Raw genomic sequence first — 24,401 nt, 5'->3', positions numbered from 1 at the left:
TCAAAGCCGATCCTCTCGATTGATTTGGCTGGCGCTGCCGGGATGTTTCTTGGTCGCGCTGGTTGGGTTGCTGGTTCCCATGCCCGTTTCAGGTCGCATGGCCGGGTCGATCGGAAACATGGTTCACGCCCCACTTTTCGCGGGCCTGACCATGCTGACGCTGGTCCTTCTGCAAATCATGCGTCCGCAACCGTTTGGTTCATCCGTATGGATCAAGAGGTTGCTTTTCATTGCCGCAACTTTGTTTGTCGCGGGAATCTTGGTCGAGCTACTGCAAGGCACGATCGGTCGGTCCGCCTCGGTTCACGATGCCATCGCCAATGGTCTTGGGATCCTGGCGGCTTCGGCTTGGTTCGTGGCCAGTGGAATGTCATCCTCCGTTGGAAGACGGTCGCTGCAACTGTTGGGTGCCATCTTCATCGGGCTGACATGGTGGGGCCCGCTCGAAATCATTCGCGACTGTTTGAAAGTCGAATCCGACTTCCCTCGCATCGCATCGTTTGAAACGCCGGTTGAAATCACTCGCTGGCATTTCAATCGCGGACGACGGGGACGAACCACCTCCAACGTGACCGATGGCGAGTTCGCATTGAGGTGGTCGCCGAAGGACGCACCGCACCCCGCGATGACGTTGTTAGAGGTCGCCTCGGATTGGTCGGATGTCGAAACATTGGAGCTGGACATCGTCCTGATCACGAAAGTGACCGCGACCGATGCCGATCAGCAGGTGGCCTCCGATCCGGTGGCATCTGGGCCGGTGGCATCTGGACCGGTTGGGGACGATCCGGCACCGTCTGATCCTATTGCCGCGGATCCAGCAACCTCGAGTCCGGCAGCACCCGATCGAACTTGGGAAGTGATCGTAAAAGTCATCGATGAAGGTCATGAAGACTACCACGATGATGTTGCAAAACACTATGTGACGCTCCGATCAGGCGAACCTCAGCACGTGATCTTCCCTCGTCAATCCATGATCGACGGACCGAAACATCGTCAGCTGGACATGACACGTATCAAAATGGTGAGCCTGTTGATCTCCGAGCCCGGTCCTGGGGTCGAACTCAACGTGGATCACCTGCACGCGACCTTGAAACCGTCCGGCGATCAACCAACACCATAAAACCAAATCCGATTGCAACGTTCCCTCAGCCGACCACCCGTCCTTGTGAACGCTCGGTGGCCGAATGGATGGCTCGTTCCAATCTTTTGGAATTGAACTACGATACGCTATCCCCGCATTTTCCTTCTGAACCCACCACAAGCTCATGATCCGCACCGATGACCTTCGTATCGGCGCCATCAAAAATCTGATGTCCCCCAGTGAATTGCTATCCGAAATTCCGGCCAGCGATGCGATTTCACAGACGGTCGCTGACGGTCGAACCGCGATCCAAAACGTGCTTCAGCAGAAGGACGACCGTTTGCTCGTCGTCGTCGGGCCGTGTTCGATTCACGATCCGGATTCCGCTCGTCAGTACGCGGAGAAGTTGGCGGTCGAGCAAAAAAAGCACGCCGATGAGCTGTTGATCGTCATGCGGGTTTACTTCGAAAAACCTCGAACAACGGTTGGCTGGAAGGGTCTGATCAACGACCCCAAACTTGACGACAGCTTCGAAATCAATCACGGATTGCGAACCGCTCGGCGTTTGCTCAGCGACATCAACGCGATGGGACTGCCGACCGGAACCGAGTTTTTGGATTTGATCAGCCCGCAGTATGTGGCTGACTTGGTCGGGTGGGGTGCCATCGGAGCACGCACGACCGAAAGCCAAGGTCACCGCGAATTGGCGTCGGGGCTGTCTTGCCCGGTCGGCTTCAAAAATGGAACCAGCGGCAACGTTCAGATCGCTGTCGATGCGATTTGCTCCGCACGTCGACCACACCACTTCCTATCCGTCACGAAGGAAGGAACCTCGGCGATCTTCGCAACAACCGGAAACCCGGACTGCCACATCATTCTGCGTGGCGGAAAGCACACCAACTACGATGCCGCCAGCATCGATATGGCATCGGGATTGCTCGAGAAAGCGGACCTGCCAGCACGAATCATGATCGATTGCAGCCACGCGAACAGCCGCAAGATTTTCAAACGTCAATCGTACGTTTGCCGGGACATCTGTGCCCAAGTATCCGATGGCGACCAACGCATCATGGGCGTGATGATCGAAAGCAATCTGCTCGAGGGCAACCAAAAACTCAGCGATTCGCCGCTTGTTCAGGGTCTCAGCGTCACCGATGCGTGTATCGGTTGGGAAACCACCGAGCAACTCTTCAGCGACCTGGGAAAATCCGTCGCCGCACGCCGTAAAGTCGGCTGAGCAACGTCACACCGGATTCACGTGAACGATGGTTCCGACCTGTTTAAATGTTTCACTCAGGTTGGGACGCCATGGTCACTTGCCCCACCGTCACCTCGGTACCCTCCGTCTGACCGGCACCGATTTGCAAACGCAATCCCGCAGCAGCCGCACGTTCGCGCATCAGCGTGATGCCGTGCGATGATTTGGCAACAGTTTGCCAATCCAATCCAACACCGTTGTCATGGATGGAAACGGTCCAACCGTTCTCGTTCGTTTGCCAACTCACGACCAACTCGGTTGCACCCGCGTGTCGTACGACGTTGCGAACCGCCTCACAAACAATCCGGTAGACCGCGATTGTTTGTGTCTCTTGCCAATCAAAATCGGCACTGGCGTCCAGGTTCACCCACTGGACCGACAACTTGGCATCGTTGGATTTTAGCACCACCGATTCGAGAAACTCTTTCGCGGCGACCAACGGGCCTGATGAAAAATCGCTCGGCAATGCGGCTCCGCTCATGATCCGACGAGCGATTTCGCGAGCTTGGTCGATCCACTGAGCCGGCTGAACAAGCTTTGATTCCAGCTCTGGATGTTGCCGCTGAAGCGACGCGAGCGAACCTGCAGCGGCAAACAAGTACGGCAACAAATCGTCGTGCAATTCACCAACGATTGTCTGGCGTTCAGCCTCGAACGCCCTCATTCGTTGCAAATCATCGGGTTCTGCTCCGAGTCGTTCCGGAGCCTGGTCAGACGCGAAATCGCCGTTGGGCGTCATTTCTTGCCGCCGAACCAGCCCTTTTTGTCAAAGCTCGCCACGGCAACTTCTTGATCGCCTTGGATGTCGATCAATTTGCCCAGGTTCACAATGCGGAAGACTTCCATCACCAAGGGCGACACGTTGCAAAACTTCAGTGCGACGCCTTGGGCTTTGCAACTTTTGTTCAGCAAAATCAATTTGTTGATCATCGCCGACGACATGAAAGCCAACCCGGAGAAATCGATCAGCATTTTTTTGTGAATCGCCTGGGGCACGATTTCTTGCATTTCGCGGCCGACAACCTCAATCCGTTGGGCGTCGCGAAGGGCATTGTCGGTGAATCCAACGATCAATACTTCACCCTGCATTTGCTCGGTGATGGCTGACATGTGAGTTTGCTCAGAACGACAGGAGGAAATACAGGAAGCGTTTGGGCAACGATTGCCACCCACTTGGTGTCCGGGTCACCGCCAACACCTGCCATGGGAGTTCCGATTCGATACGAATCGTTGAGCAGGGTTGGTCGACGGGTGCAAGTTTAGCGGGCTGGGGGGATCGAGACAATTCGGGCTTCACTTGGGACCCCGTGTTTCACTATGACCGAACTGGGCAGGATCGCATCCATCGCTCGCACATTTTCTGCCCAGTTTTTTCACCCGCAATCCAGGTGTCCTCGTGACTGCCGCTTCTCCTCGCTATGACGATGACGCTCGACGCGCCGCTTCGTTGCGACGTGTGGCAATCGTTCTGAAAAATTTGCCACGACCTGTTGCCGCGAAATTATTGGGCGAATTGCCGGTCGAATCGCAGCAACGCCTGCAATACGAAGTCGCCTCGCTCGACGAAATCGACCCACTCGAACACAAACGAGCCCTGGAATCCTTCGCTGGCTCGATGCGACAGAGCCGACCGGCCGCAACCAATCGCGGAAACACCGGCAATCCCGTCGATGAAATCGTGTTGAGCCGAACCGCGTCGGATCGAACCAATCAAACGCCATCGCGTTCCCCGGCTGAAAGCCACTCAAAGGGGCCGTCGCACGCATCACCATCGGGTTCGACGAACCAGTCATTCGACTTCATGGACAAACTGTCCAACGATGACGTCCGAGGCCTGCTGCAGAGCGAACACCCTCAAACGATCGCCGTCGTGATGGCATCGATCGATCCGCGAAAAGCTGCTGCGATTTTGCCTCAGTTTCCCCCGCGACAACGACAGGACATTCTCAGCCGAATCGGTCGCCTGCAAGAATTCCCGGACTCGATGATCGAAGACTTGGCGAGCACCTTTCGAACCAAAGCCGAAGCCCTGATCGCTCGTTCGCAAACCAATCCGTTGCAAGACCTGATCAACGCGTACGCGCCGACCGAAGGTTGGGATCCGGCACAGGCGGCTCGCCATGTTCCAACCGAAGCCGCCGCAGTGTCGCCTCGCTTGAAAGCCATCCTGTCCGAGATGACTCCCACGCACGAGCCATCTTCGCCAATCGCTGGCAATCAATCGCACACCGGCAATCATTCGCTCCCGCCAACAACGACAAACCAGCAGACTCGTCCGGAGAACACTCCGATTGTTGCTGGTTCGACGATGCAGGCTGATTCGGATCGTCCAGCACCGACGTTGCGAGTTCATTCACCCGATGAGACACCGCGTAGCGCAAGTCACGATCGCTCAAACGCCGCAGCTTCTCCGGTGTCAGGCCTCGCCACCGACGAGATTCACCAACGGCTCATCAAGATGAAACCGCGATTGTTGTGTGAAGCACTTGGACGCGTCCCGACTCGAACCGCGATGCTGTGTTTGTGCGGACTGCCCAACAAAACCGCGGACTCCGCTATCAGCGTTTTGCCGCGACAACAAGCCAACCAGGTTCGCAATCAGCTGGCCAACGTCGGATCCATGGAACTGCGAGAAATTGACGAAGCCAAAGAAGCGGTCTTGGTCGCTTCGACCGAACAATCCAGCACAGTGATGGCGGCATAGCATGGCTTGGATTCTGAAACACAACGCTGATTCAAAGAAAGACCCCGCCGCTGCCCGTCCTGACTTATCGAATCTGGCCGCGACCGATTCACAATCCGTCACACGGGCCGGTGTTTCAACACGAGTCCCCGCGGACCAAGTCGATCGAGTTCAAGTGACCAGCGCCGATCTTGTCGGCAAACAACCCGGCGGCATGTCAGGTTTGGCTGGATTCAACCTCAGCGATCTTGCGGAAAAAGGCCGTGAAGAACTCCGTCAGGCCCGCGAACAAGTCGCTCAGTTGTTGGCCGATGCGGAAAAACAAGCGGCCGAAATGAAGCAGGCTGCGGAAGCTCGCGGATATGAAGACGGCGTCAAAAAGGCGTCCGAAGACATCGAAAAGAAGATCACGCAATTAGCGGAGGCCAAAACCAAATCGCAACTGCAGGCTCTTCAACTGGCCAGCACCAAAATGCATGCCCAGTATGATCAGTGGATGCAACAGTACGCCGAAGTGCTGACTGAAACCGCGATCGCGGCGACCGAGCGAATGGTACGAGCCAACTTGAACGAGTTGCCCGTCCCAGCGTCTCTCGCCGAAGCCGGTTACAACGAAAGCCCCCATCAACAACATCTCTTGGTTCGTTGGGCCAGCGAAGCGTTGCACAGCACTCGTTCGGCGGGGCGATTGGTTCTAGCCGTTCACCCGGACATGTTGGCGGAACTCGGACAACGGTTTGACGAGCTATTGGCCAGCCCTGATCTGCCGGAAGAATCCTGCGTGATCCCGGATGAAACGCTTCCCGTTGGCGAAGTCGTTGTCCGGCAAGAGGGCGGTGAGATCCGCGCCGGACTGCAATCTCAACTCGAACGACTGCGTGAGGAGATTCTATGAACCTCCCCGCGGTTCCTCAGTTGCATCCGCCGCGTTTGCCCAATCCGGAAACGATTCGGCAATCACTCGGTTCATTGGTCCTTTCGCAGATCCGCGGACGCGTCGCTTCGGTGACCGGCGATGCGGTGACGGTGCAAGGCATGACGGCTCCGCTGGGAGCTATCTGCGAATTGATGCCACCGGATGCCAAGCCAACTCTCGCGCGAGTCATCGGCTTTGATGACACGCGACCAATCCTCGCGCCGATGGAAGCCATCTCAGCGCTGGCCGCCGGTGATCGAGTTCGACTGGTTTCGCGATCATTGACACTTCGGGTCGGTGACTCGCTTTGCGGACGGGTCATTGATGCCTTCGGACGCCCCATCGATGGCAAACCACTCAGCGACGACCTCGTTCGCGTCAGTGCCTCGAGAGCGGCACCGGATTCGTTGGACCGACCACCAATTGATGAACCGCTTCAAACCGGTGTTCGAGCCATCGATGCGATGCTGACATGCGGCGTCGGTCAACGACTTGGTATTTTTGCCGGTTCCGGCGTCGGCAAAAGCACGCTGCTTGGCATGCTGACTCGCGGAACAACCGCGGATCGAATTGTGATCGCAATGGTGGGTGAGCGAGGCCGCGAAGTTCAAGAATTCATGCAGCGGGCTCTCGGTGCCGCGGGTCTGAAACGCAGCGTCGTCGTGGTGGCAACCAGCGACAAACCGGCCGCTCAACGGCTCTCTGCTGCTTGGACCGCAACCGCGATTGCCGAAAAATTTCGCGACGAAGGACACCGAGTTCTGTTGCTCGTCGACAGCGTCACGCGTTTCGCGATGGCCCAGCGTGAACTAGGGCTGGCCGCCGGTGAACCACCAACGACACGCGGCTATCCGCCCAGCGTTTTCAACATGTTGCCGCAATTGGTTGAACGTGCTGGCCGAACCACAAAGGGATCCATCACCGCGTTTTACACCGTGCTGGTGGAAGGTGACGACAACAACGAACCCATCTCGGACACCGTCCGTGGCCTTCTGGACGGACACATCGTCTTGAATCGAAAGCTCGCTCACCGAGGTCACTACCCACCAATTGATATCCCCGAGAGCATCAGCCGGGTTGCGAACCATTTGGTGACGCCGGAGACCTATCAGGCCACCTTGGGAATTCGCGAACACATGGTCCAGTACCAAACCAGCGAGGACCTGATCTCAATCGGTGCCTATCGCAGCGGCAGCGACCCACGTGTCGACACCGCCATCGCGATGCGAGATCCAATCAACGACTTGCTGCGACAAGATGCCAACGAAATCACGCCCATCGCGGATTCCCAGGCTCGCGTCCAAAAGCTACATCAAGCCGCCTCGGCCGCATTGGCGCAACTAAATCAACCGCAGGCACCTGCCCCTAAGCCCGCGTGACGCCCAATTCGCACTCCAATCTCTGCACCCGCTAACTCTCCATGCCTCCCTTCCGATTCCGATTCGATTCTCTGATGGACTTACGCGGCCGCGAGCGAGATGAGGCGGGCGCCGAAGTCGGGAAGGCTCTCGAAGCAATTCAGCGCATCAACGATCAGATCCAAGAGATCGACTCCCAAAGAGAGATGATCCGCACTGCCAAAAACCACACATTGCAACAAGCCAGCGTTTCGGTTGACCAAATGTTGCACCAGGGGCGTTACGACGTTCAATTGCACGCCGACCAGATTTCGCTTCGGCAAACGCTTGCACAGTTGAACCAGGAACTCGAAAGACGACGCGAGAAATTGGTCACCGCGGAGGCGGAAGTGAAACGCCTCGAGCGATTGCGTGAAACACAATTGGCCGAACATCGCTCACTGGAAGCCAAACAAGAACAAGCCGAAGCCGATGACCTGACGTCCGCTCGCGTCCTGATGCGGCGTCGTGCCATGGCTGCCCAATCCAAGGAGACTCGACGATGAGATTCTTGATGCGATCCGTCGCGATGATTAGTACCGCGACCTGTTTGACCATTGTCATTTTGCTGGGTTACTTCGCCTCGCGAGGAACGCTCAACATGGCCACGTTGACCAAAGTCATCGCGCTTTTCAACGGGATCGATATCACCGGCAATCAGCTGCGGCAAATCATGCAGGAAAGCGAAGACCGTGAACAACCGGACTTCGACGAAATCCTTGACGCTCGTCGGCGGGACGGTTTGGACAGCGACATTCGCATGCGAAGCCTCAAAGAAGCCAAGAACGACATCGCTCTTCAAATGGCTGAACTAAAATTGCAACGCGAACGTTTTGATGAACGCCGGACGTCGTTTGACCGCAGTTTGGAAGAAATTCGCAAAGGGGCTCAAGACGAAGGACTGCAAGAAGTGCAGCGCACACTCCAGGCACTTGAGGCAGAACAGGCAAAAGAGCAGCTTTTGCGCATGTACGATGACGAAGAAATCGATGACGTTGTCAGTATCATTCAAGCCATGCCCATCGATAAACGAAAAGATATCTTGGCAGAGTTTGCAACGCCCGAAGAAATGGACAAGCTCTACGAGATCCTACGCCGTATTGGCGAGGGCATGCCGACGACCGGACTCATCGACGAAGCTCGCGGTGGGTGATTGAGGTCAAGGTATTCCCACCAGGATCCCGATGATCACGGTGGGGGGACCGCGATGACAACGACAAAACCAGTCCAATCAAGGACAGAGACCACGGTCTCAACGTCTACAACCAACAAACGCGCCGAAAATGCGTTTGCTGCGTTGGGCAATTCCGCGTCCGCTCGTGCGGCAGGTCTGATTGAACCGACCTCGGGATTGGGCGATCCGTTCGCCGAAATCTTCGCGAGGATCGCAACATCAGAAACGGTCAGTCCATCGGAACCAGCTCCGGCACCGCAAGAATCAATCGCGACCGAGACCGATGATCGCGACGAATCAAACGATGACGACGTCGAAGCGAGCGATGACAGCACGCCCGCCGCCGCGGTGACAACGGCCAATCCCCTGGTCGAAGAAACATCGGAAACGGATTCCGCTGAAAAGACCGTCGCAACATCTAACGAAGAAGACGAGTCGTCGGAACGCCCCGAAGATGTTGCTTGGGCTCAAAAGACGGACTCATCCGAAGAAGGCGAGACGATTGGCACCGAACAGGCAACCGGTGAGGCAGAAGCCCTGGTCGATCCAAACGCGGAAAAGGATTTGGAAGAATCCGCCACCGAAGGCGTCCTTTCCGAAGAAGTGGCGGTCTCGGTCAACAGTGATCCAGAGCGACGTTCCAGCGATCAGACCTCGGACGCTTCTGCAGAAGAGGCAACATTGAAGACCGATCAGGTTGACGCATCCGAGGATACAACTGGCAAGGATCACGGAACCAGCGAGACCAACGAGTCTTCGCTGAGCGACGAACAATCAAACGGTCAATCGTCACAAGACTCACGCCGAACCGAACGTCGTCGCTATTCTCGTGAAGACGGTGGAAACGCTCAGAACGCGGCCACTGCTTCGGCTAGCGCCGGCTCAGCCGAAGGCGGTATTGAAATCGATCCTTCGCTGACAGCTTCGGGTGCAGACTCCGAAGTCAGTGAAACACAACTGAATCAAATGGCCGAACAGGCCGCAGCAAAAACGTCGACACCGACCTCGACGGTGGCCCCCGTGACCGCGACGACGGCGGCCGTCGCAACCGCGGCACGTTCTGCGGCAAGTGGAACGAGCGCGATCAGTTCGTCCAACTCCGCGGCATCAACGACGTCCAGCAACAACGATCCCACAAACCCGATCAACAACGCCACGCCTTCGGCCGAAAAAGCCGAGAGCAAAGCCAAAGCCGGTCTTCAAGCATCCGGTGTCGATCAAACATCAGCCGTCGCACGTGCCAAATTGGTGCAACGCGTCAGCCGGGGCTTTCAAACGCTCGGCCCTAATGGCGGACACATTCGCATGCGGCTCTCACCCGTCGAACTGGGTTCGGTTCAATTGGAAGTCCACATCCAAGAGAACAATCTTCGTGGACGAATGGTGACCGAGTCAGAAGCGGCCAGCCAATTGCTGCGAGAACATCTGCCTCAATTGCGTTCGCAACTGGAGTCGCAAGGCATGCGGTTGGAATCAATTGAAATCACGACGGATCCCAACGGTGCCTCGGAGTTTGATCAAACTCAAAACTCACTGGGCGATCGTGACCACGCGGACCGGGATACAAGATCCGACCAAGAACGATATCGTAACCGCGGCAACACCAGCGGCTCGCAACCAATCGATTCAAAACCGGACAGCCCAACCATCTCAGCGGCAACGCCTGCTTCCTGGATGACGCCGGCAACCGGAGTCGACCTGCAGGTCTAGCCGCTAGCCGCTAGCCGCTAGCTTCTAGCTTCTAGCTTCTAGCTTCTAGCTTCTAGCTTCTAGCTTCTAGCTTCTAGCTTCTAGCTTCTAGCTCGTGCTCGTGCTCGTGCTCGTGCTCGTGCTCGTGCTCGTGCTCGCCGTACGATGGGTTTCCAAACCCGTCGAAACGACAACCGCTTGGAGAACGATCGGAACACAACTGCCACGTTTCAATTCCAAGTCCCCAAATCGGGACGCTACCGAGTGCAGATGGCCCGCTCGGCTCACAACAGCAAAGCGAAAAATCTCCAACGGAGACCCAAACGAGTCGTTCGCTAAATGCATCAAAAAAGCCTGCGATCGAGACTTCTCGATCGCAGGCTTTTTTCGTTTTGCATTGGAACAGGTCTGGTCGAATTTGACCGAACTCAGGCCTCAACCGGACTCATACTTTTACTGAGCCTGGGCGACTTGCTCTGCAGCGATGTTCGCCGTCACGATTGCTTTTGCGGTCACGGCGTTTTCGCCACGAGTGCGGATCACCATGGGAACGCGTTGATTCCCTCGAGCGGTGTCAGCGGTCAACGTCAGGTCAACCATGTGGATCATTCGCTCGTCTTCACTGGCCGAGAAATCCACTTTCCAACCTTCGCATTCAATTGACTCGATCGCGAAAGGCTTGCGACCTCGGATGGCCAAACGTTGCGAGACGCTGTCTCCCTGTTTGATTGTTCCGACGGCGATGGATTGCGGGGCGATCGACAGGGCGGATTCAACCGTGCCGATCACTCGCAATGGAACGTTGGGCATGCTGCGGTCGTTGGTTTGGATGATCAATTCGTCTTGGAAGTAGCCTTCAGGAGCGTCTTCGCGAACCTGGACGGACAGTTCGTAGTTGGCTTTGCCAGCACCGCGTTCGGTTTGCTTGAAGGATGGAACCAACCATGGTGTATTCGATCGGACGTCAACGACCTGCCAATCGCTCCGACCGGCGTAAAACAGCTTGGTCGATCCGGATTTCGGTTCGCCTTGGTTGATGTTTCCCAGTTCGATTGCGCCGGGATGGAAAACCATGTCGCTGCGGATGTAACCATCCACTCGCAACTGGATTTCGCTGTAGAAGGGTTTGTCGATCACGACCGTCAACGTGGCGCCTTTTTTGCCGCGAAACGTTGGGGTGTTGAACCGAGCCAGGATGGAACCGGATTGCCCAGGAGCGATCGTTGCGGTTTCGATGATCGCCGTGGTGCAACCACAGCTTTCACGAACCGACCGGATGTGCAGGTCCGAAGTGAACGTGTTGACGACTGGGAATCGAAATTCCGTCTTCGACGCTACCGCGACGGTCCCAAAGTCATGAGTTTTCACTGGAAATACAGTCTGGGTCCAATCCGCTCTCGCAGACGAACCGAGCGCTGCACCCAAAAAGACAAACGCTACCAACAACACTCGACTGTTCATTCGATCCCCTCCTGAGGGGAGCAGCAAGGAAACATGTTCACGTGAAATGCTCATCCATCATGCCCATCCGTCGGCATAGGCTCCGACGTTGACCATTTGCTAGCAACAACGCGAGGGTCGGGTGCGTCCACAATCGATCAACGATCTTCGCTGAATCCTACCGACATGCCCCAAATGGACAAGCTCGATTGGGGGGAGATTTCAGGGAATCGCTGGATTTTCAAGGAATCACCGAAGAATTGCTAATTCAAATTGACGTTGTTCCCGACAGCGATCATTTCGTAGCGTCTGGCCGGTCGATTGTCCCCCGCCTCCGCTGCCAGGTTCGTCATGTCCTCGCCACGTCTCCTCCTCCCGCACTCGTTCACGGAATGGTCCATGCGACCATCGTCGCTGACACGCTCGGGATTGGCTGTCGCCTTGCTGGCCACCGGACTCACCAGCCTGGGGTGCCATCGTTCGCGATTGTTCTCACCGCTCAACGGCAGGTCCAGTCTCGAAAGACACGCCAATCAGGGACCAACGGACATTTTCATCTCGGGCGAAGACGCGACACCCGAGACGCTTTTGGAGGAGGTTCCGCAACGACTCGCAACCGCGAAGACTCCGATCTCGCGAAAAGACTCGGGATCGACATCCACGTCGAACGCCAACACCGCACAACCTGAATCCTCGCAAACGACCGCCCCGGCCCCCGAATCGGATGACTTGTCATTGAGTCAATTCGGTGCCGCAACTCGGCAGGTCAGCTACGTCAGCGATTCACCGGCGATGGCCAACACAGGCCGCGTCTCCCAACCGAACAACGAACCAAGCCCGAAAGAAGGCACCTCACCGGACACTTATGCGGGCGTCGACGTCAGCATGATCCAAGACGCGCTGAAGAATCATCCTCCTGAAGTGCAGCGAGAAGCGATCCGCCGACTGATGGCGATGTCTTACAAGAAGGCAAAACCGACCAGCCAACCTGCCAGCATTGACGACATTTTGAAAGCGTCGTTGGATACGCTGCCAGCACTTCCCGACGAAGTGGTCGACCGTGGTCTGACACCACAGCGAATCGCGGCGGAGTACCATCCCAAGGTTTCCACCGACGCGGTATCCGACGCAATTGCAGCAACCGAATCCGATGCACTCGCATCACCGCTGGAACCGGCGACCAACAACGTGGCCCAGTCAGCTCAGCCAATTTCTGAGTTCAACTTCACCGACCAAGTTCTCGAAGACGTTTTCGACGAAGAGTCGTTCCACATGAACGATTCCGATAGCTCATCGTCACCGTCCGAGGCACCCGCATCGTGGAACTTCTCCGACAAGACCGCCTCCACATCGGAACCCACACACAGCTTGTCGGATCACACGTCAACAACGACCGACGACAAAGACACCACCAATGTCCAACAAGTCTCGGCAACCGAGGTGCCCAAAGCGTCCGGTGTTGCTCCAGCGGTGAACATCGAATCGCTCAGCGACACGGAACTGTACGACGCTCTGCTCAAACGATTGGGACAAGCTGAACCAAATGAATCAGACGATCAAAAACAACGTCGCCAAATCATCAAACGACACTTGATGGTTCTGTCAGGTGACCCGGATCGTGCGGTCGACAAACTGGAAGGCTTGACCACGCAAGAACAAGAGTACCTGCGACATCAACTGCTGGGCCTTTGGACCATCATTGATCCAAATGGACATCCTGTTTCTTCCCGACGATTTAGCACGGCACTTCCGCAAATTCGTCAAGCGACTGAGTTCCTCGCGGCGGCCACCGATTCACTTGATGTTCGCGCTCTGGAATTTTGCACCGAAATCGAAGCGTACGGCCAAGTCAAACCGTTTCCGAAACGGCAATTTGATCCCGGCCAACAAGTCATCTTGTACTGCGAGATTGAGAACTTTGTGGCCAAGCGGATCAGCGATGCCGGCAAAGAAGGTTTCGAAACCATGTTGCAGGGCAGCTACGATCTACTGGACGATTCAGGACGCCGAGTCGCCAGCCAATCGTTGCCCGTCGACAAACAGGTTTCTAAGAACAAGCTGCGTGACTACTTCATCGCCTACCAAATGTATTTGCCAGAGTCTTTGGAACCGGGTAGCTATCGGTTGCGTTTGACGATGGAAGACGTTCATGGCAAGAAGTATGGCCAGAGCGAAATCGCGTTTGACATCAAACGCTAGCTCGACTTCGACGCCAAGCGGTCCATGCGCCCGCCGCCAGCATGCAGCTTTGTGCCAGAAACGCGGGCGCAATCACCAGGAACACGAGGGTCGTTGCCACCACACGCCCCTCGTAGAGTTTCAACGTGGTCCCATTGCTGAACAAATTGGTCGCCTGAATCACTGACCAAACCAACGAGACGGCGCTCATGAACGCCAGCCACCGATAATTTCTGGTGTTGCGAATCATCATGTACCCGGCATGCGAGCCGAGTAAATGGAAAGGCATAACCACCACCAAGACAAAAAAGATGAACTCAGGCAGAGACTCTGCCAGACCGGGAACATCAAAATGTCGTTGCCAAACCAACAGCGCGCCAATCGCGGCCCAAGCCCAGATGAAGAAGTTGATGCCGATGACGGACCATCCAAAAACCTTCGCGAGGGATCCGTGATACAGCTCATACCCGAAACGTTCCATCAGACCGGGACTCTTTGCCTCGATCGGTTCACCTTCAATCAACCGTTGCAAATCAGCTGCCAAGGCCGAAGCTGATTCGTATCGTAGATCCGGATCGCGTCTTAAACACTTCAAGCAAATCGCCTGCATCGCATCGGACAATTCGGGTCGATGTTTTTGCGGACCATCGATCGATGCGTGATGCAACATCAGGACGGCTTCGGCAAAATTTTCGGGTGCCAAAGGTGTGGTCCCCGTCAACATCTGGTACAGCATCACGCCGAGCGAATAGATATCGCTCTTGGGCGTGATCTGACGATCGCCAAACATGGCCTGTTCAGGTGCGATGTATCGGGGCGTTCCTGCGATTCGAGTTGTCGTGGCAACGGTTGAATCCGTGTGCGCACACAACCCAAAATCCAACACCACCGGCTTTCGCAACTCGCCGCTGGTTGTTTGTTGCATCAGGATATTTTGCGGCTTCAGATCTCGGTGAATGATCCCTGACTCATGACCATACTGAACCGCGCCGGCAATCTGAATCATCAATTCGGCTGCTTGCAATTCAGACATCGGCGCGGACAGCCCAGCCAACCAATCGCCCAAATGTTGCCCGGTCAAATAAGGCATCACGTAGTAGTGCAAATCATCCTGCACGCCACAGTCATAGATTGAAATGATACCGGGATGATCCAAGCGGGCAGCGGATTGAGCTTCGTCTTGAAATCGCCGAACCGCGACCTTGTCACTGACGACTTCGGGACGAGCAATCTTGATCGCCACATCTCGTTTGAGTTTTTGATCGTGTGCCAGGTAGACAATTCCAAACCCGCCACGACCAATTTCTTTCACCAACTCGTAGCCGCCAACATGCCCCTGAATCTGACGAGCGGACCAAATTTGAGGTGCGTCAATCGCGTTCAGTAGAAACGATGACTCACCAGCAGAAACGGTCGCTTCCGAATCCGCACCGGTATCATCGCGTGTGAGTTGATCGTCGCTAGTCAGATCGGTTTTCTTTTCCATGCCGAGTGTTTGAACAGAACTGAAAACAAGAAAAGTCGCATCGAGCGAGGGAGAAACTTCATTCCGCTTCGCAGCAACCATCCATCATCGTGCGATTATCACGCCAAAAATCGCATGAGCGGACGGGCATCCCCCCTGAATTCTCTTTGGGAAGATTGAAAGCACAAGATCGCGAGCAAAATTCACCCTGCGTAAAAGCTCACAAAACCACACGTCAGCGATACCGTGATCTGCCGCATCCATGGCAACCAAGCCAAGAGAGCAGCACCGCGCTTCAACTATCGCATCAGGACGGTGAGCGGTATCGTTTCCCGCATGCATCTCCTACTTCCTTTGTTGGCCAGCATCCTGTTCGTGTGCGGCCTGATCTTTGTCAAACGAGTCAGTCGATCCGACGTCCGCCCCAACGGCGTGGGCCAAGTCGCGTTGTTGTTCTGCGTGAACATGGGCAGCGCCGGTTTGATGTCATTGCTGTGGTTGTTTGACGGCCCAGAGACTTATTGGCTGAATCTGTGGCAACCCGCCATCGTTGCAGTGCTGTTCATGATGGGTTTGCTGTTGACGTTCACCGCTGTGGAAGTCGGGGACGTGTCGATCGCAACGCCGGTGTTCGGTGTGAAGGTCGTCTTCGTCACCTGTCTGCTTGCGTTGTCATCCGCCAACGGAGTCCCCAATGCGATATGGGGTGCGGCGTTGCTGGCTGCGACCGGCATCGCTCTGATCCAGTGGACCGGCCAGCATCACCCGAGACGAATTGGACTGACGATTCTGCTCGCTCTTTCAGCGGCGTGTTGCTACGCGACGTTTGACATCTTGGTCCAACGTTGGTCTCCCGACTGGGGATCGACACGATTCTTGCCCGCGGTGTTTGTGATCGTCGCGGGTTTGTCGTTGCTGGCTTTGCCATGGGTGCGTTGGAAACCAGTCGTTTCCAACGGCAACTGGAAGTTGATGGTCCCGGCCGTCATTTTGCTTGCCAGCCAAGCGTTCTGCATCACGATCGCGGTCTCGCTGTTCGGCGATGCGGCGAGACTCAATGTTGTCTATTCGCTTCGTGGTCTATGGGGTGTGCTGCTCGCCTATGCGGCCGCGAAAATATGGGGCGGTGACGAAGCCAACCTCAGCGGCAAACTGCTGCTGACGCGTTTGTCTGGCGCGGCTTTGTTGACACTGGCGGTTGCCCTGGCCGTCTTAGGCTAAACACAACCAACTCACAGACGACGTCTCTGACGATTGGCAAACTACTGTTGCAGAAGTTGTTTGATAAAGAAGTCTTTGATTTGTTGCTTCGTCTTCGGATGAAACAACGTCATCATGTGACCTTGATTCTCGACCACCGTCAAAGAAACCGCGACGCCAGCATCCATCAACGCGGCAGCGAATTTTTCGCTGTTCTCGATTGGCACCAACAAATCCTTTTCGCCGTGAATCAACTGCATCGGTGGATCCCCGGGTGACACGTGCGCAGTTGGAGAAGCTCCCAAGTAGTTGTTGGGAACCTCCCGCGGTGTTCCTCCTAAAAAGTAACTCAACCCCGCGTTGTCATCGGGAACGATTCGGAAGTCACACGGAGGGCCACCAGCACAAACGGCGGCGATGGGCGGCAGAAGTTCCCAGCGTGGGTCGTCCCGCCGCCACTCACTGGCCAGCATTTGCGTCGAGCGTTCTTCGTTTCCCAACACTCCGATCAACGCGGACAGGTGGCCTCCCGCGGAGTAACCAAACATGCCAACGCGGCTCAAATCGATCTTCCAATCGTCGGAATGCTCCACCAATTGAAGCAGGACTTGCCGAACATCGTCGACCTGTCGAGGGAATTGATGTTGCGGTGCCAATCGATAGTTCATGTTGACCACGACAAAGCCCAACTGAGCCAGCCGATCGCAATACGTTCGCAAGGTCCACTTGTCACCAATCGCCCAACCTCCGCCGTGAATCATCAGAACCGCTGGTCGAGGATCACCCTCCACGATGATGTCGCCGGCATCGTTGGCCGAGATCGTGTGCCGCTCGGAAACCGGAAAGTGCAAGTCAAATAACCCAGCGGTGCCGTCTGCATCACTGTATCGGAGATCGAGAAATTGCCGCACTTCAACCGACGGAGCCGCGCCTTCGACGGTGGCGTTGGTTTGATCAGCGGGCACCGAGTCAGTGGTGTTCGCCTCGGTGGCGGCTTCAGTCACCCGATCCGCATTTCCACCATCCGCGGACCAAGCCAGCGTTGATGCAAAAACCAATCCCCAAACCACGATGCCACCCCAGATAGCGAAGCCACCCAGTCGAGCCACCAACAGGTTCCGAATCGAACACTCCGTCGGGGCAGCCCCTTGCAAATGCACGAATGAGGTCGAGCGACGGATCGAAGAAGGCATCTGCGTCATATTTGGGTCCGTAGGCGAGGTTTGCACAACACGTATAATAGGGCCAGGTCCATTGCCGAGTCATTGCCATTTCGACGCAGTGGCTTCCACCTTCCCCCCATCGCCGACCTGATCTGCCCAATATGTCATCCTCGATTGAGTTGAACACGATTCCCGAAGCCGTCGAAGCCATCGCGCGAGGCGAAGTCATCATCGTGATCGACGCGGAAGACCGTGAAAACGAAGGTGACTTCATTTGTGCAGGCGAAAAAGCCACGCCTGAGTTAATCAATTTCATCCTGGGCGGGCGTGGACAGTTGTGTGTTTCGGTTCTGCCGGAAGTCTGCAAACGCTTGGAATTGACCCCGGTTGTGCCGCAAAACAATGCCCCGCTGCAGACGGCATTCATGACTCCAATCGACATCGCAACCGCGAAAACGGGGATCACCGCGGCCGAACGTAGCGAAACGATTCGTCGGTTGACCGACTTGGAAGCCACCCAAGAAGACTTCGTGCGTCCCGGTCACGTGTACCCGTTATTGGCCAAAGAAGGCGGCGTGCTGCGGCGGGCCGGCCACACCGAAGCCGCAATCGACCTGTCTCGCATGGCCGGGTTGGCTCCCGTCGGTGTTCTGTGCGAGGTCTTGAACGAAACCGGCGACCGCGCCTCCCGCGACGATCTGGCTCGACTGGCCAAACAACACGATTTGAAAATCATCAGCATCGAACACTTGATCGCACATCGGCGAGTTAGCGAAAAACTCGTCAGCCGCGCCGCCACGTCAAAACTGCCGACCCGATATGGCGACTTTGAAGTCATCGTTTACGAAGTCAACTACGAAGCTCAAGAACCGATCGCGTTGGTGTACGGCGACCTGACCGCACCCGGCACACCACCGCTGGTTCGAATGCACAGCAGTTGCTTCACCGGCGATTTAATCCAATCCCTGCGTTGCGATTGCGGCGACCAGCTTCACATGGCACTGGACATGATCAGTCGCGAAGGCCGTGGTGCGTTGATCTACTTGCCTCAAGAAGGTCGCGGCATTGGTTTGGCGCAAAAGATTCGTGCGTATGCATTGCAAGACAAAGGCATGGACACCGTCGAAGCCAACCACGCTCTTGGATTCAAAGCCGATATGCGTGACTACGGTGTGGGTCTTCAGATCCTCAAAGACCTTGGTTTGTCAGAAGTCCGTCTGCTCACCAACAATCCAAAGAAAACGAAGGCATTCAACCTCCGTGGCTTTGACCTGAAAGTTGTCGACCAAGTGCCGATCGTTCCACCAACCAACGAACACAATGTTCGCTATTTGGAAACGAAACGTGAAAAAATGGGTCACCAGTTGCCTCCGTTGTCGTGAGCTCCTCGACGGACAGCTCAATGCTTTCGGACACGACCGTTCCGCTGCGGTTTGTCGTGCTGCATCACCGTGTTCCGAAACTCTCTGACGAACATCCATCAACAAGTGACACCGTCTGCCGCGGTGACCACTTGGACTGGATGTTTGAGGTAGCAAGCGGCAGCGAGCTATGGACGTTCGCCACTCCGGTCATCAACCTGAACTCTACGATCCTGGAATCCACGAGCCCGCGAACGGATCACAAGATCCCCACGACTCGGTTGCCTGACCATCGCCGCGAATACTTGCACTACGAAGGTCCCATTTCGAACAATCGAGGCAATGTCACTCAGATCGCTTGCGGAACGCATCAAGCGATTCAGGCTGCATGGGAACCCGACTCGGACGAGAATGTGTTCCGAACGAATGTCGTAATGGAACGGATCGTCGATCTAAAATCGCCAAACGAGTTGCAGAAGTTTCAACTCGTTTTCCAGCGTGGTCACTGGTACTGCGATAGCGATTCGTCTGAACGAGTCCGCAAGATGGCGGGCGTCGTTTGGGACGGCTTTCTGACCATCCAACGTTGACCGGATGCCTTCGTTCCTGAGGCACCGGAATCGGCGCGACGTTGATCAAATCCCCGATCACTTGTCATGAGTTGTTCGTCCGAGCTTTGTTCGAGATCAACATCCACCGACGCTGAGCGACCATCCGTCGGCTTGCTCTGCGACTTTGTGGTTTCACTCTCTGGTTCGCTCGAAGGTTGTTGTGCCTGTTTACGAAACGACACGAACCGATGCAGTGGACCACGAGGCGAGTAGTAATCCTGCGCCAATTGGCCTGCTTGTCCAGACAAACGCAAGCGACCGGCGGTCAAACTCACTAGCTCGATGACCAAGGGTGCGAAGGCATAGTGTGGATCTTCTTGTGGGATATGTACCAAAGCGATCGGTCCGTCATCCGTGAAGTCCCACCGGATATCCAAGTCGCCCAGAGCGGCCTCACGACTGATACGACGGACAAACGGCTCAAGCGGCAACGGCAATGCGCCGGCTTTGAGATCCGACAAGTGAATGGCAAGCAGGTTGGGTTCCTCGGTCATCTCCACCGACAACCGGCAAGACACCACCGTGTCCCAACGTGATGATTGATAACGAACGGCTGCGAGAATTTGCCCGTCTTCGATCGCAATGGCTGGTTCGCGAACGCCACGTTTTGACAGACGATCAAAACGTTCCGGCAATTGATCGGACAACCAAGCGTTGATTTCGTCTTCGCTGAACGAAGCGTTCCAAGAACCACGCCGCGAAAGATCGGATTGCAATTGTTTAACGTCGAACTGCAACTGATTCCTGGCAACCTGCATCGCTTGATCAGATTGATTGAATGCCCGTTTGTAGAAATCCGGCACCTGCCGCGATTGCCACACGGCCCAATAACTCACCATCCCGCCAACGACCAAGGTCACGGCTAACACCACGGCGACGAGTCGCCCCCAAAAACGAAGGGATGACCGACTGCTTTTCTTTGCGTTCGCAGTATCTGATCGATGCGATTGGGACATAAGCCAAACCTTGGAAAGGCGTTCGACTGATCAAGTAGGACTCAAAATCTTAACGACTGCGGTAACCAGTTGCGAATTCTGTCGGTCACACCAGTGTTCTGCATGGGCGAATCCACCACAGGTTGTGAATTCGTCGGTTTAGCGGAGGGACGTTCACCATCCGGTTTTTGGACCGGAACGTTGTTGAACAATGGTGAAGTCGCCGACAAACCCGCTGTGTTGACCGCCGCCAAAGGTGCTGCCCTGTCGGCGGTTCCGAACGTGCGGGGGGTGACCGAAACCGTTGTGGCGGTCGCACCGCCAAAAGCCGGCTCAACCAAAGGTCGGTTCAATTCAGCTCGTCGCGGATCCATCGATCGTCGCTTTGCAAATTGCAGCAGCTGCTTGGCCCAAAACTGATTCAATAGCTGGGCTGGAGCCTTGATGTCATCACGCTGCAATCCTTGAACGGCCAAATAAGCCAAGCTTTGAATCTCAGCCCGTTCGGAACGACTGGCGAACCAGTCCGTGACAAAAACATCGTCCACCCAAATGACGCCGTCCGACAGATTGTCGATCGTCACTCGCAAGTCCTTCGTGTTTTCAACATCGATATCCAACCATTCCAAGACCACGGTTGAGTCTTGCCACTTGCCATCAACCGGTACCTCGACCTCTCGCGAATGACGGCACGGTTGTCCGTCGAGAGAGCCTTCCATGGCGACCCGCAACGTTAGCGTATTGGACTGTTTCTCGATTGAATTTGTGCGTGCGGAACTGCCGGTTCCTGATTGATTTGCTTGAGTCCATGCTGGGTTCCGTGACACCGGGTTACCAAGGGGCAATGTGCTCTCGTTCGGTTTGGAAACCTCTTTGCTCGGCTCGCGAAAACCTCTCAGTGCCATGGAGATCGCGACACGTCCTGCGTCGGGCGTGGCAATGTTTTTACTGATCAACCAAGCCTGAGTTCCGCTCGAATCACGCGCGGCCAACCGAACGCTTTGGTCACCACGGAACGCTGATCGAGGATCGAGTTTGACCGCATCAGTGGGATGCTGAGCGTGCATCCAATTGGGAATTCCCAAACGAGCACTCGCGTCAGGCAGGCTCTTTTGTTCGAAACCACCGTTGGTGAGCAATGACTCGGGCGTCTTGGGTTTGGATTGCGGTGTTGATGGCTTGGGTGATCGCAGCAAAGTTGTGCTGGCTTGAATCACCCGACCAGGATTCCACCGATCGATCGAAGATCTCGCAGGCGCCGCCTGAGTCTCGATTGTTCCGGTTGTTGCGTCCAACGCTCGCGGCAAGCGATCCAGTTCACTCAGCAGACCAACATGCTCGACCACCATCGTGACTTGTTCCGTGATTCGCGGAATCATCGTGACGGGATCAGAGACATAACCCGTCCATGCCAAATTCCGAGGCAGCGGCGATTCGCTCCGACAAATCACGATCTGACCTGGTGGCAATTTCAATCGGGCACCCAGCGGTGTTTGTTCAGGCATCGCCAAAGTCAAATGCTCGGCATCTGCGCCCGCGTCCGTTGACCAAGTCGTTGTTTCCGTGGTGGTAAGCGTGATGCTCATCGACCACGGAGCACGGTTGACCAGGATCAACGACTGACTGGCAGGATGCACTGCGACCGTTACCAAACCATCAATCGATTTCTGTTTGCCAGCGGACGTTTCGCTCGACACCAACGACAGCTCATCGTTCCAGTTTTTCCATGCGTGACATGCGGCGACTCCGCTGGACGTGTCGAGCATTCCCAGATCCGCCAGCACAAATCGTGATGCTGACAAAGCATTGGCTTGTTTGACCGAAGCTGAAACTTCGTCCCACCATCGAATCCATTGCTCATCCATTTCTTCCGACAAAACCGCATCGTGACGAACGGAGGAAGACAGCTCTGACGGTCCCGATTTCCGGTGCCCCAACCAAACAGCATCTGCCGGGCCGAACGCGCCACCATCGACGACTTGGAAGTGACTGCTCAAATGCGGTGGCGGTTGCCGTCGCTGATCTCGGAGAAGCCAAACTTGTCCGATCGCCCGTTCCGATTTGGAACTGCGGATTTCAGCGAGTGCTTGTTGCAACGAGGGAAGTTCCGCGGCGATTCGAGTTGCGTCCTCAGCCGAAGATGAATCTGCGCTCGCATTCTCGACCAAGATCAAATGTTGATCATTCAAGTCGGCGATGATCGGCAGCAAAGCATCGGTTCCATGATGGTGCCCGCACTGTCGACAATGAATTGTGTCCGATTGCCAACGCACAACAAATCCGGTGGCTCGACCATCACCCCAAAATTGATTCCAAATTCCCACCAACTCGTCGACCGGTGCACCGCACGGCAAACGTGGTGGTTCCAGCCAAACTTGGCCGTCCGCCCGGACCATTTCTTCCGCGGCCAAACGAACCAGCAACGCATCGTCCATCGGATGAAAGTCGTTTGTCCCTGATTCTGATTCGTCGCTGGGTACTGCGGTCACGATTGGCAACACAATCCCATCCACGCCTCGTTCACGGATGGATTTGATTTCGCGTTTCACACATTTCAAACGTGCTTGCCAGACCATCGCGTCTTGTGACAGTGGTGCACCTTCACTTCGCCATTTCCAATTCAACAGCGAGCGATCTTCTTCGGACGCTTCCGCGGTCGCGTTTGCGCACCACGTTCGCAATGTGGGCACATCAATCGGCGTCATCACCTGACGCGACGGAATCTTCTTTGCGGCGAAGTTACCAGCGTTGTTCTTCTTTGATGTTGATTGAGTGGGTTTGTTCTCGGGCAAGGCAACGACTGTCCAGCTGCGAACGACATCTGTCGCGTCGCTTTCGGTCAGCGAATCCAATCGCAACCAACGTTGCCAACCGGAATGATCTCGCGGGACGCGCATTTGCACGTCGTAGATTCCCGGTTGAGTGATCGAGATCGGTTCAGAAACCGTGTCGGGCGAAATGGCAACTTGCCCGATCAATGCATTTGTGTCGGCGGACCGGATGTCCAATCGTCCCGACAAAGTCAATTGACCCGCGGGGGTTTCGATTGAGGTGGATTCGTTGTTTGCTGAGTCGGCTTCACCTTCGATTCGAAAACGAATGACCGACTCATTCAATTCGCACGAGGGAGTGCCTAAACGCGGCAAAACGACGATTTTTTCGCTGGTTTGCGCGAGGGCGTTTGTCACGCCAAAACTGCAAACCAAGAAACCAACCAAACATCGCCAAACCGCGATTGCGAAAGGATCGTAGAAAGGTCGCCATACGTCGCGACCAAAGTCGTTCCGCAATGTCGTTCGAGCGTTCGTTTCGCCTTGCCCCATCACTTAAAAAACCAGTTTTCGTGAAAACCACCACCAATTTGAGTGGTTGATTCGGCGGGTATCAACGGCATCCACCTTGGACCGTCCATCGCCAAAGTACTGGTTTCATCACCGTCATCACAAGACGATTTTCGGGGGCGGGTTGCACGCAAAAATCGCCCCCATAGAGGCACACTCACCACCCTTGACGCGCAAGAATCACCCCGAAATTAGCTGTGATCGATGTGACAAAATCACTAAGATAAAGGTAGTTCCGCAACCCAGTGGAGGAGCATATGAGTGCCCAATGGTATTACATGAGCCACGGATGGTTTCATACGACAAAACGGATCGGTCCTATTAGCGAACCCGAGTTGTTACTCCGCATCGACCGGGGGAAAATCTCTCCCGAAACGCTGGTGCAGAGCTCGAAGACTCGGCAGCGTTGGGTTCCAATGAGTACGATTGAACCTGCCATGCGGCGATGGAAACAATCGCATCCCAACGAAGCCGGTGACGCCGCGCACGGGCAGGCCAGCTAGCAAAAC

Annotated in this window: 20 protein-coding genes; 13 read left to right on the top strand and 7 right to left on the bottom strand. The window is 55.6% G+C overall.

Translation table 11 applies throughout. The annotated features are described in order from the left end of the window. The first annotated feature begins 118 nt into the window (after positions 1-118). Positions 119-1,120, top strand: coding sequence for an antibiotic resistance protein VanZ (locus RB_RS26055; RefSeq protein ID WP_164923051.1), 1,002 nt, complete (start codon positions 119-121; stop codon positions 1,118-1,120). Between the two features lie 145 nt (positions 1,121-1,265). Beyond that, entirely contained in the window at positions 1,266-2,318 is a 1,053-nt protein-coding gene (locus RB_RS26050) for a 3-deoxy-7-phosphoheptulonate synthase (RefSeq protein WP_007324402.1), read from the top strand. A 52-nt stretch (positions 2,319-2,370) separates the two neighbouring features. Here the strand turns inward: RB_RS26050 and RB_RS26045 are convergent, their stop codons facing one another. Both RB_RS26045 and RB_RS26040 read right to left on the bottom strand, forming a co-directional pair. Then, a complete protein-coding gene (locus RB_RS26045) occupies positions 2,371-3,078 on the bottom strand; it encodes a sensor histidine kinase (RefSeq protein ID WP_011123776.1) in 708 nt (235 codons plus the stop codon). Further along, positions 3,075-3,449, bottom strand: a complete 375-nt coding sequence (locus tag RB_RS26040; protein ID WP_007324404.1) for an STAS domain-containing protein — start codon at positions 3,447-3,449, stop codon at positions 3,075-3,077. Before RB_RS26040 ends, RB_RS26045 begins: the two co-directional genes overlap by 4 nt. 286 nt (positions 3,450-3,735) lie before the next feature. On the opposite strand from RB_RS26040, the gene RB_RS26035 reads away from it, so the two are divergent. From RB_RS26035 to RB_RS26010, 6 genes are read left to right on the top strand one after another with little or no spacing between them, the layout of a single operon-like run. Further along, a complete protein-coding gene (locus RB_RS26035; protein WP_011123773.1) occupies positions 3,736-5,043 on the top strand; it encodes a hypothetical protein in 1,308 nt (435 codons plus the stop codon). A 1-nt stretch (position 5,044) separates the two neighbouring features. Continuing rightward, a complete protein-coding gene (locus RB_RS26030) occupies positions 5,045-5,917 on the top strand; it encodes a FliH/SctL family protein (protein WP_011123772.1) in 873 nt (290 codons plus the stop codon). Then, complete coding sequence (locus RB_RS26025; RefSeq protein ID WP_011123771.1) at positions 5,914-7,317, top strand: FliI/YscN family ATPase; 1,404 nt, start codon at positions 5,914-5,916, stop codon at positions 7,315-7,317. Before RB_RS26030 ends, RB_RS26025 begins: the two co-directional genes overlap by 4 nt. A gap of 41 nt (positions 7,318-7,358) precedes the next feature. After that, positions 7,359-7,841 (top strand): flagellar export protein FliJ, encoded by a 483-nt coding sequence (fliJ, locus tag RB_RS26020; protein ID WP_011123770.1) that lies wholly within the window; start codon positions 7,359-7,361, stop codon positions 7,839-7,841. After that, complete coding sequence (locus tag RB_RS26015) at positions 7,838-8,488, top strand: hypothetical protein (RefSeq protein ID WP_007324410.1); 651 nt, start codon at positions 7,838-7,840, stop codon at positions 8,486-8,488. The genes fliJ and RB_RS26015 overlap by 4 nt, the downstream gene beginning before the upstream one ends. Before the next feature lie 54 nt (positions 8,489-8,542). Then, positions 8,543-10,219, top strand: coding sequence for a flagellar hook-length control protein FliK (locus RB_RS26010; protein WP_164922534.1), 1,677 nt, complete (start codon positions 8,543-8,545; stop codon positions 10,217-10,219). 432 nt (positions 10,220-10,651) lie between these two features. Here RB_RS26010 and RB_RS26005 read toward each other — a convergent pair whose 3' ends face one another. Continuing rightward, positions 10,652-11,659 (bottom strand): DUF1573 domain-containing protein, encoded by a 1,008-nt coding sequence (locus tag RB_RS26005; protein WP_007324413.1) that lies wholly within the window; start codon positions 11,657-11,659, stop codon positions 10,652-10,654. Positions 11,660-12,037: 378 nt separating this feature from the next. Here RB_RS26005 and RB_RS26000 point away from each other — a divergent pair, with 378 nt between their 5' ends. Next, positions 12,038-13,837 carry a hypothetical protein gene (locus RB_RS26000; RefSeq protein ID WP_164922533.1) on the top strand — a complete coding sequence of 600 codons (1,800 nt, stop codon included), beginning with the start codon at positions 12,038-12,040 and terminating at the stop codon, positions 13,835-13,837. Here the strand turns inward: RB_RS26000 and RB_RS25995 are convergent. Continuing rightward, on the bottom strand, positions 13,827-15,302 hold the full coding sequence (locus tag RB_RS25995) for a serine/threonine-protein kinase (RefSeq protein WP_164922532.1): 1,476 nt from the start codon (positions 15,300-15,302) through the stop codon (positions 13,827-13,829). The two genes, RB_RS26000 and RB_RS25995, sit on opposite strands and share 11 nt — an antisense overlap. Positions 15,303-15,617: 315 nt before the next feature. On the opposite strand from RB_RS25995, the gene RB_RS25990 reads away from it, so the two are divergent. Then, on the top strand, positions 15,618-16,502 hold the full coding sequence (locus tag RB_RS25990) for a DMT family transporter (protein WP_231845988.1): 885 nt from the start codon (positions 15,618-15,620) through the stop codon (positions 16,500-16,502). Between the two features lie 41 nt (positions 16,503-16,543). Here the strand turns inward: RB_RS25990 and RB_RS25985 are convergent, their stop codons facing one another. Continuing rightward, entirely contained in the window at positions 16,544-17,674 is a 1,131-nt protein-coding gene (locus RB_RS25985) for an alpha/beta hydrolase (protein ID WP_231845987.1), read from the bottom strand. Positions 17,675-17,805: 131 nt separating this feature from the next. Between RB_RS25985 and ribA the strand changes: the two genes are divergently transcribed. Then, positions 17,806-19,026, top strand: a complete 1,221-nt coding sequence (gene ribA, locus RB_RS25980) for a GTP cyclohydrolase II (protein ID WP_011123761.1) — start codon at positions 17,806-17,808, stop codon at positions 19,024-19,026. A gap of 20 nt (positions 19,027-19,046) precedes the next feature. Then, positions 19,047-19,595: a hypothetical protein gene (locus tag RB_RS25975; protein WP_164922529.1), complete on the top strand. Its 549-nt coding sequence runs from the start codon at positions 19,047-19,049 to the stop codon at positions 19,593-19,595. Here RB_RS25975 and RB_RS25970 read toward each other — a convergent pair. Both RB_RS25970 and RB_RS25965 read right to left on the bottom strand, forming a co-directional pair. Beyond that, positions 19,508-20,572, bottom strand: a complete 1,065-nt coding sequence (locus tag RB_RS25970; protein ID WP_011123759.1) for a hypothetical protein — start codon at positions 20,570-20,572, stop codon at positions 19,508-19,510. The two genes, RB_RS25975 and RB_RS25970, sit on opposite strands and share 88 nt — an antisense overlap. A 41-nt stretch (positions 20,573-20,613) precedes the next feature. Further along, complete coding sequence (locus RB_RS25965) at positions 20,614-23,874, bottom strand: hypothetical protein (protein ID WP_011123758.1); 3,261 nt, start codon at positions 23,872-23,874, stop codon at positions 20,614-20,616. Between the two features lie 296 nt (positions 23,875-24,170). Here RB_RS25965 and RB_RS25960 point away from each other — a divergent pair, with 296 nt between their 5' ends. After that, positions 24,171-24,395 (top strand): hypothetical protein, encoded by a 225-nt coding sequence (locus RB_RS25960; protein ID WP_007324422.1) that lies wholly within the window; start codon positions 24,171-24,173, stop codon positions 24,393-24,395. Positions 24,396-24,401 lie beyond the last annotated feature (6 nt).

The sequence above is a fragment of the Rhodopirellula baltica SH 1 genome (genome assembly GCF_000196115.1).
GTDB classification, from domain to species: domain Bacteria; phylum Planctomycetota; class Planctomycetia; order Pirellulales; family Pirellulaceae; genus Rhodopirellula; species Rhodopirellula baltica.
The sequence above is the reverse complement of the archived record's forward strand: the minus strand, read 5'-3'. Positions and strand labels throughout refer to the sequence as shown.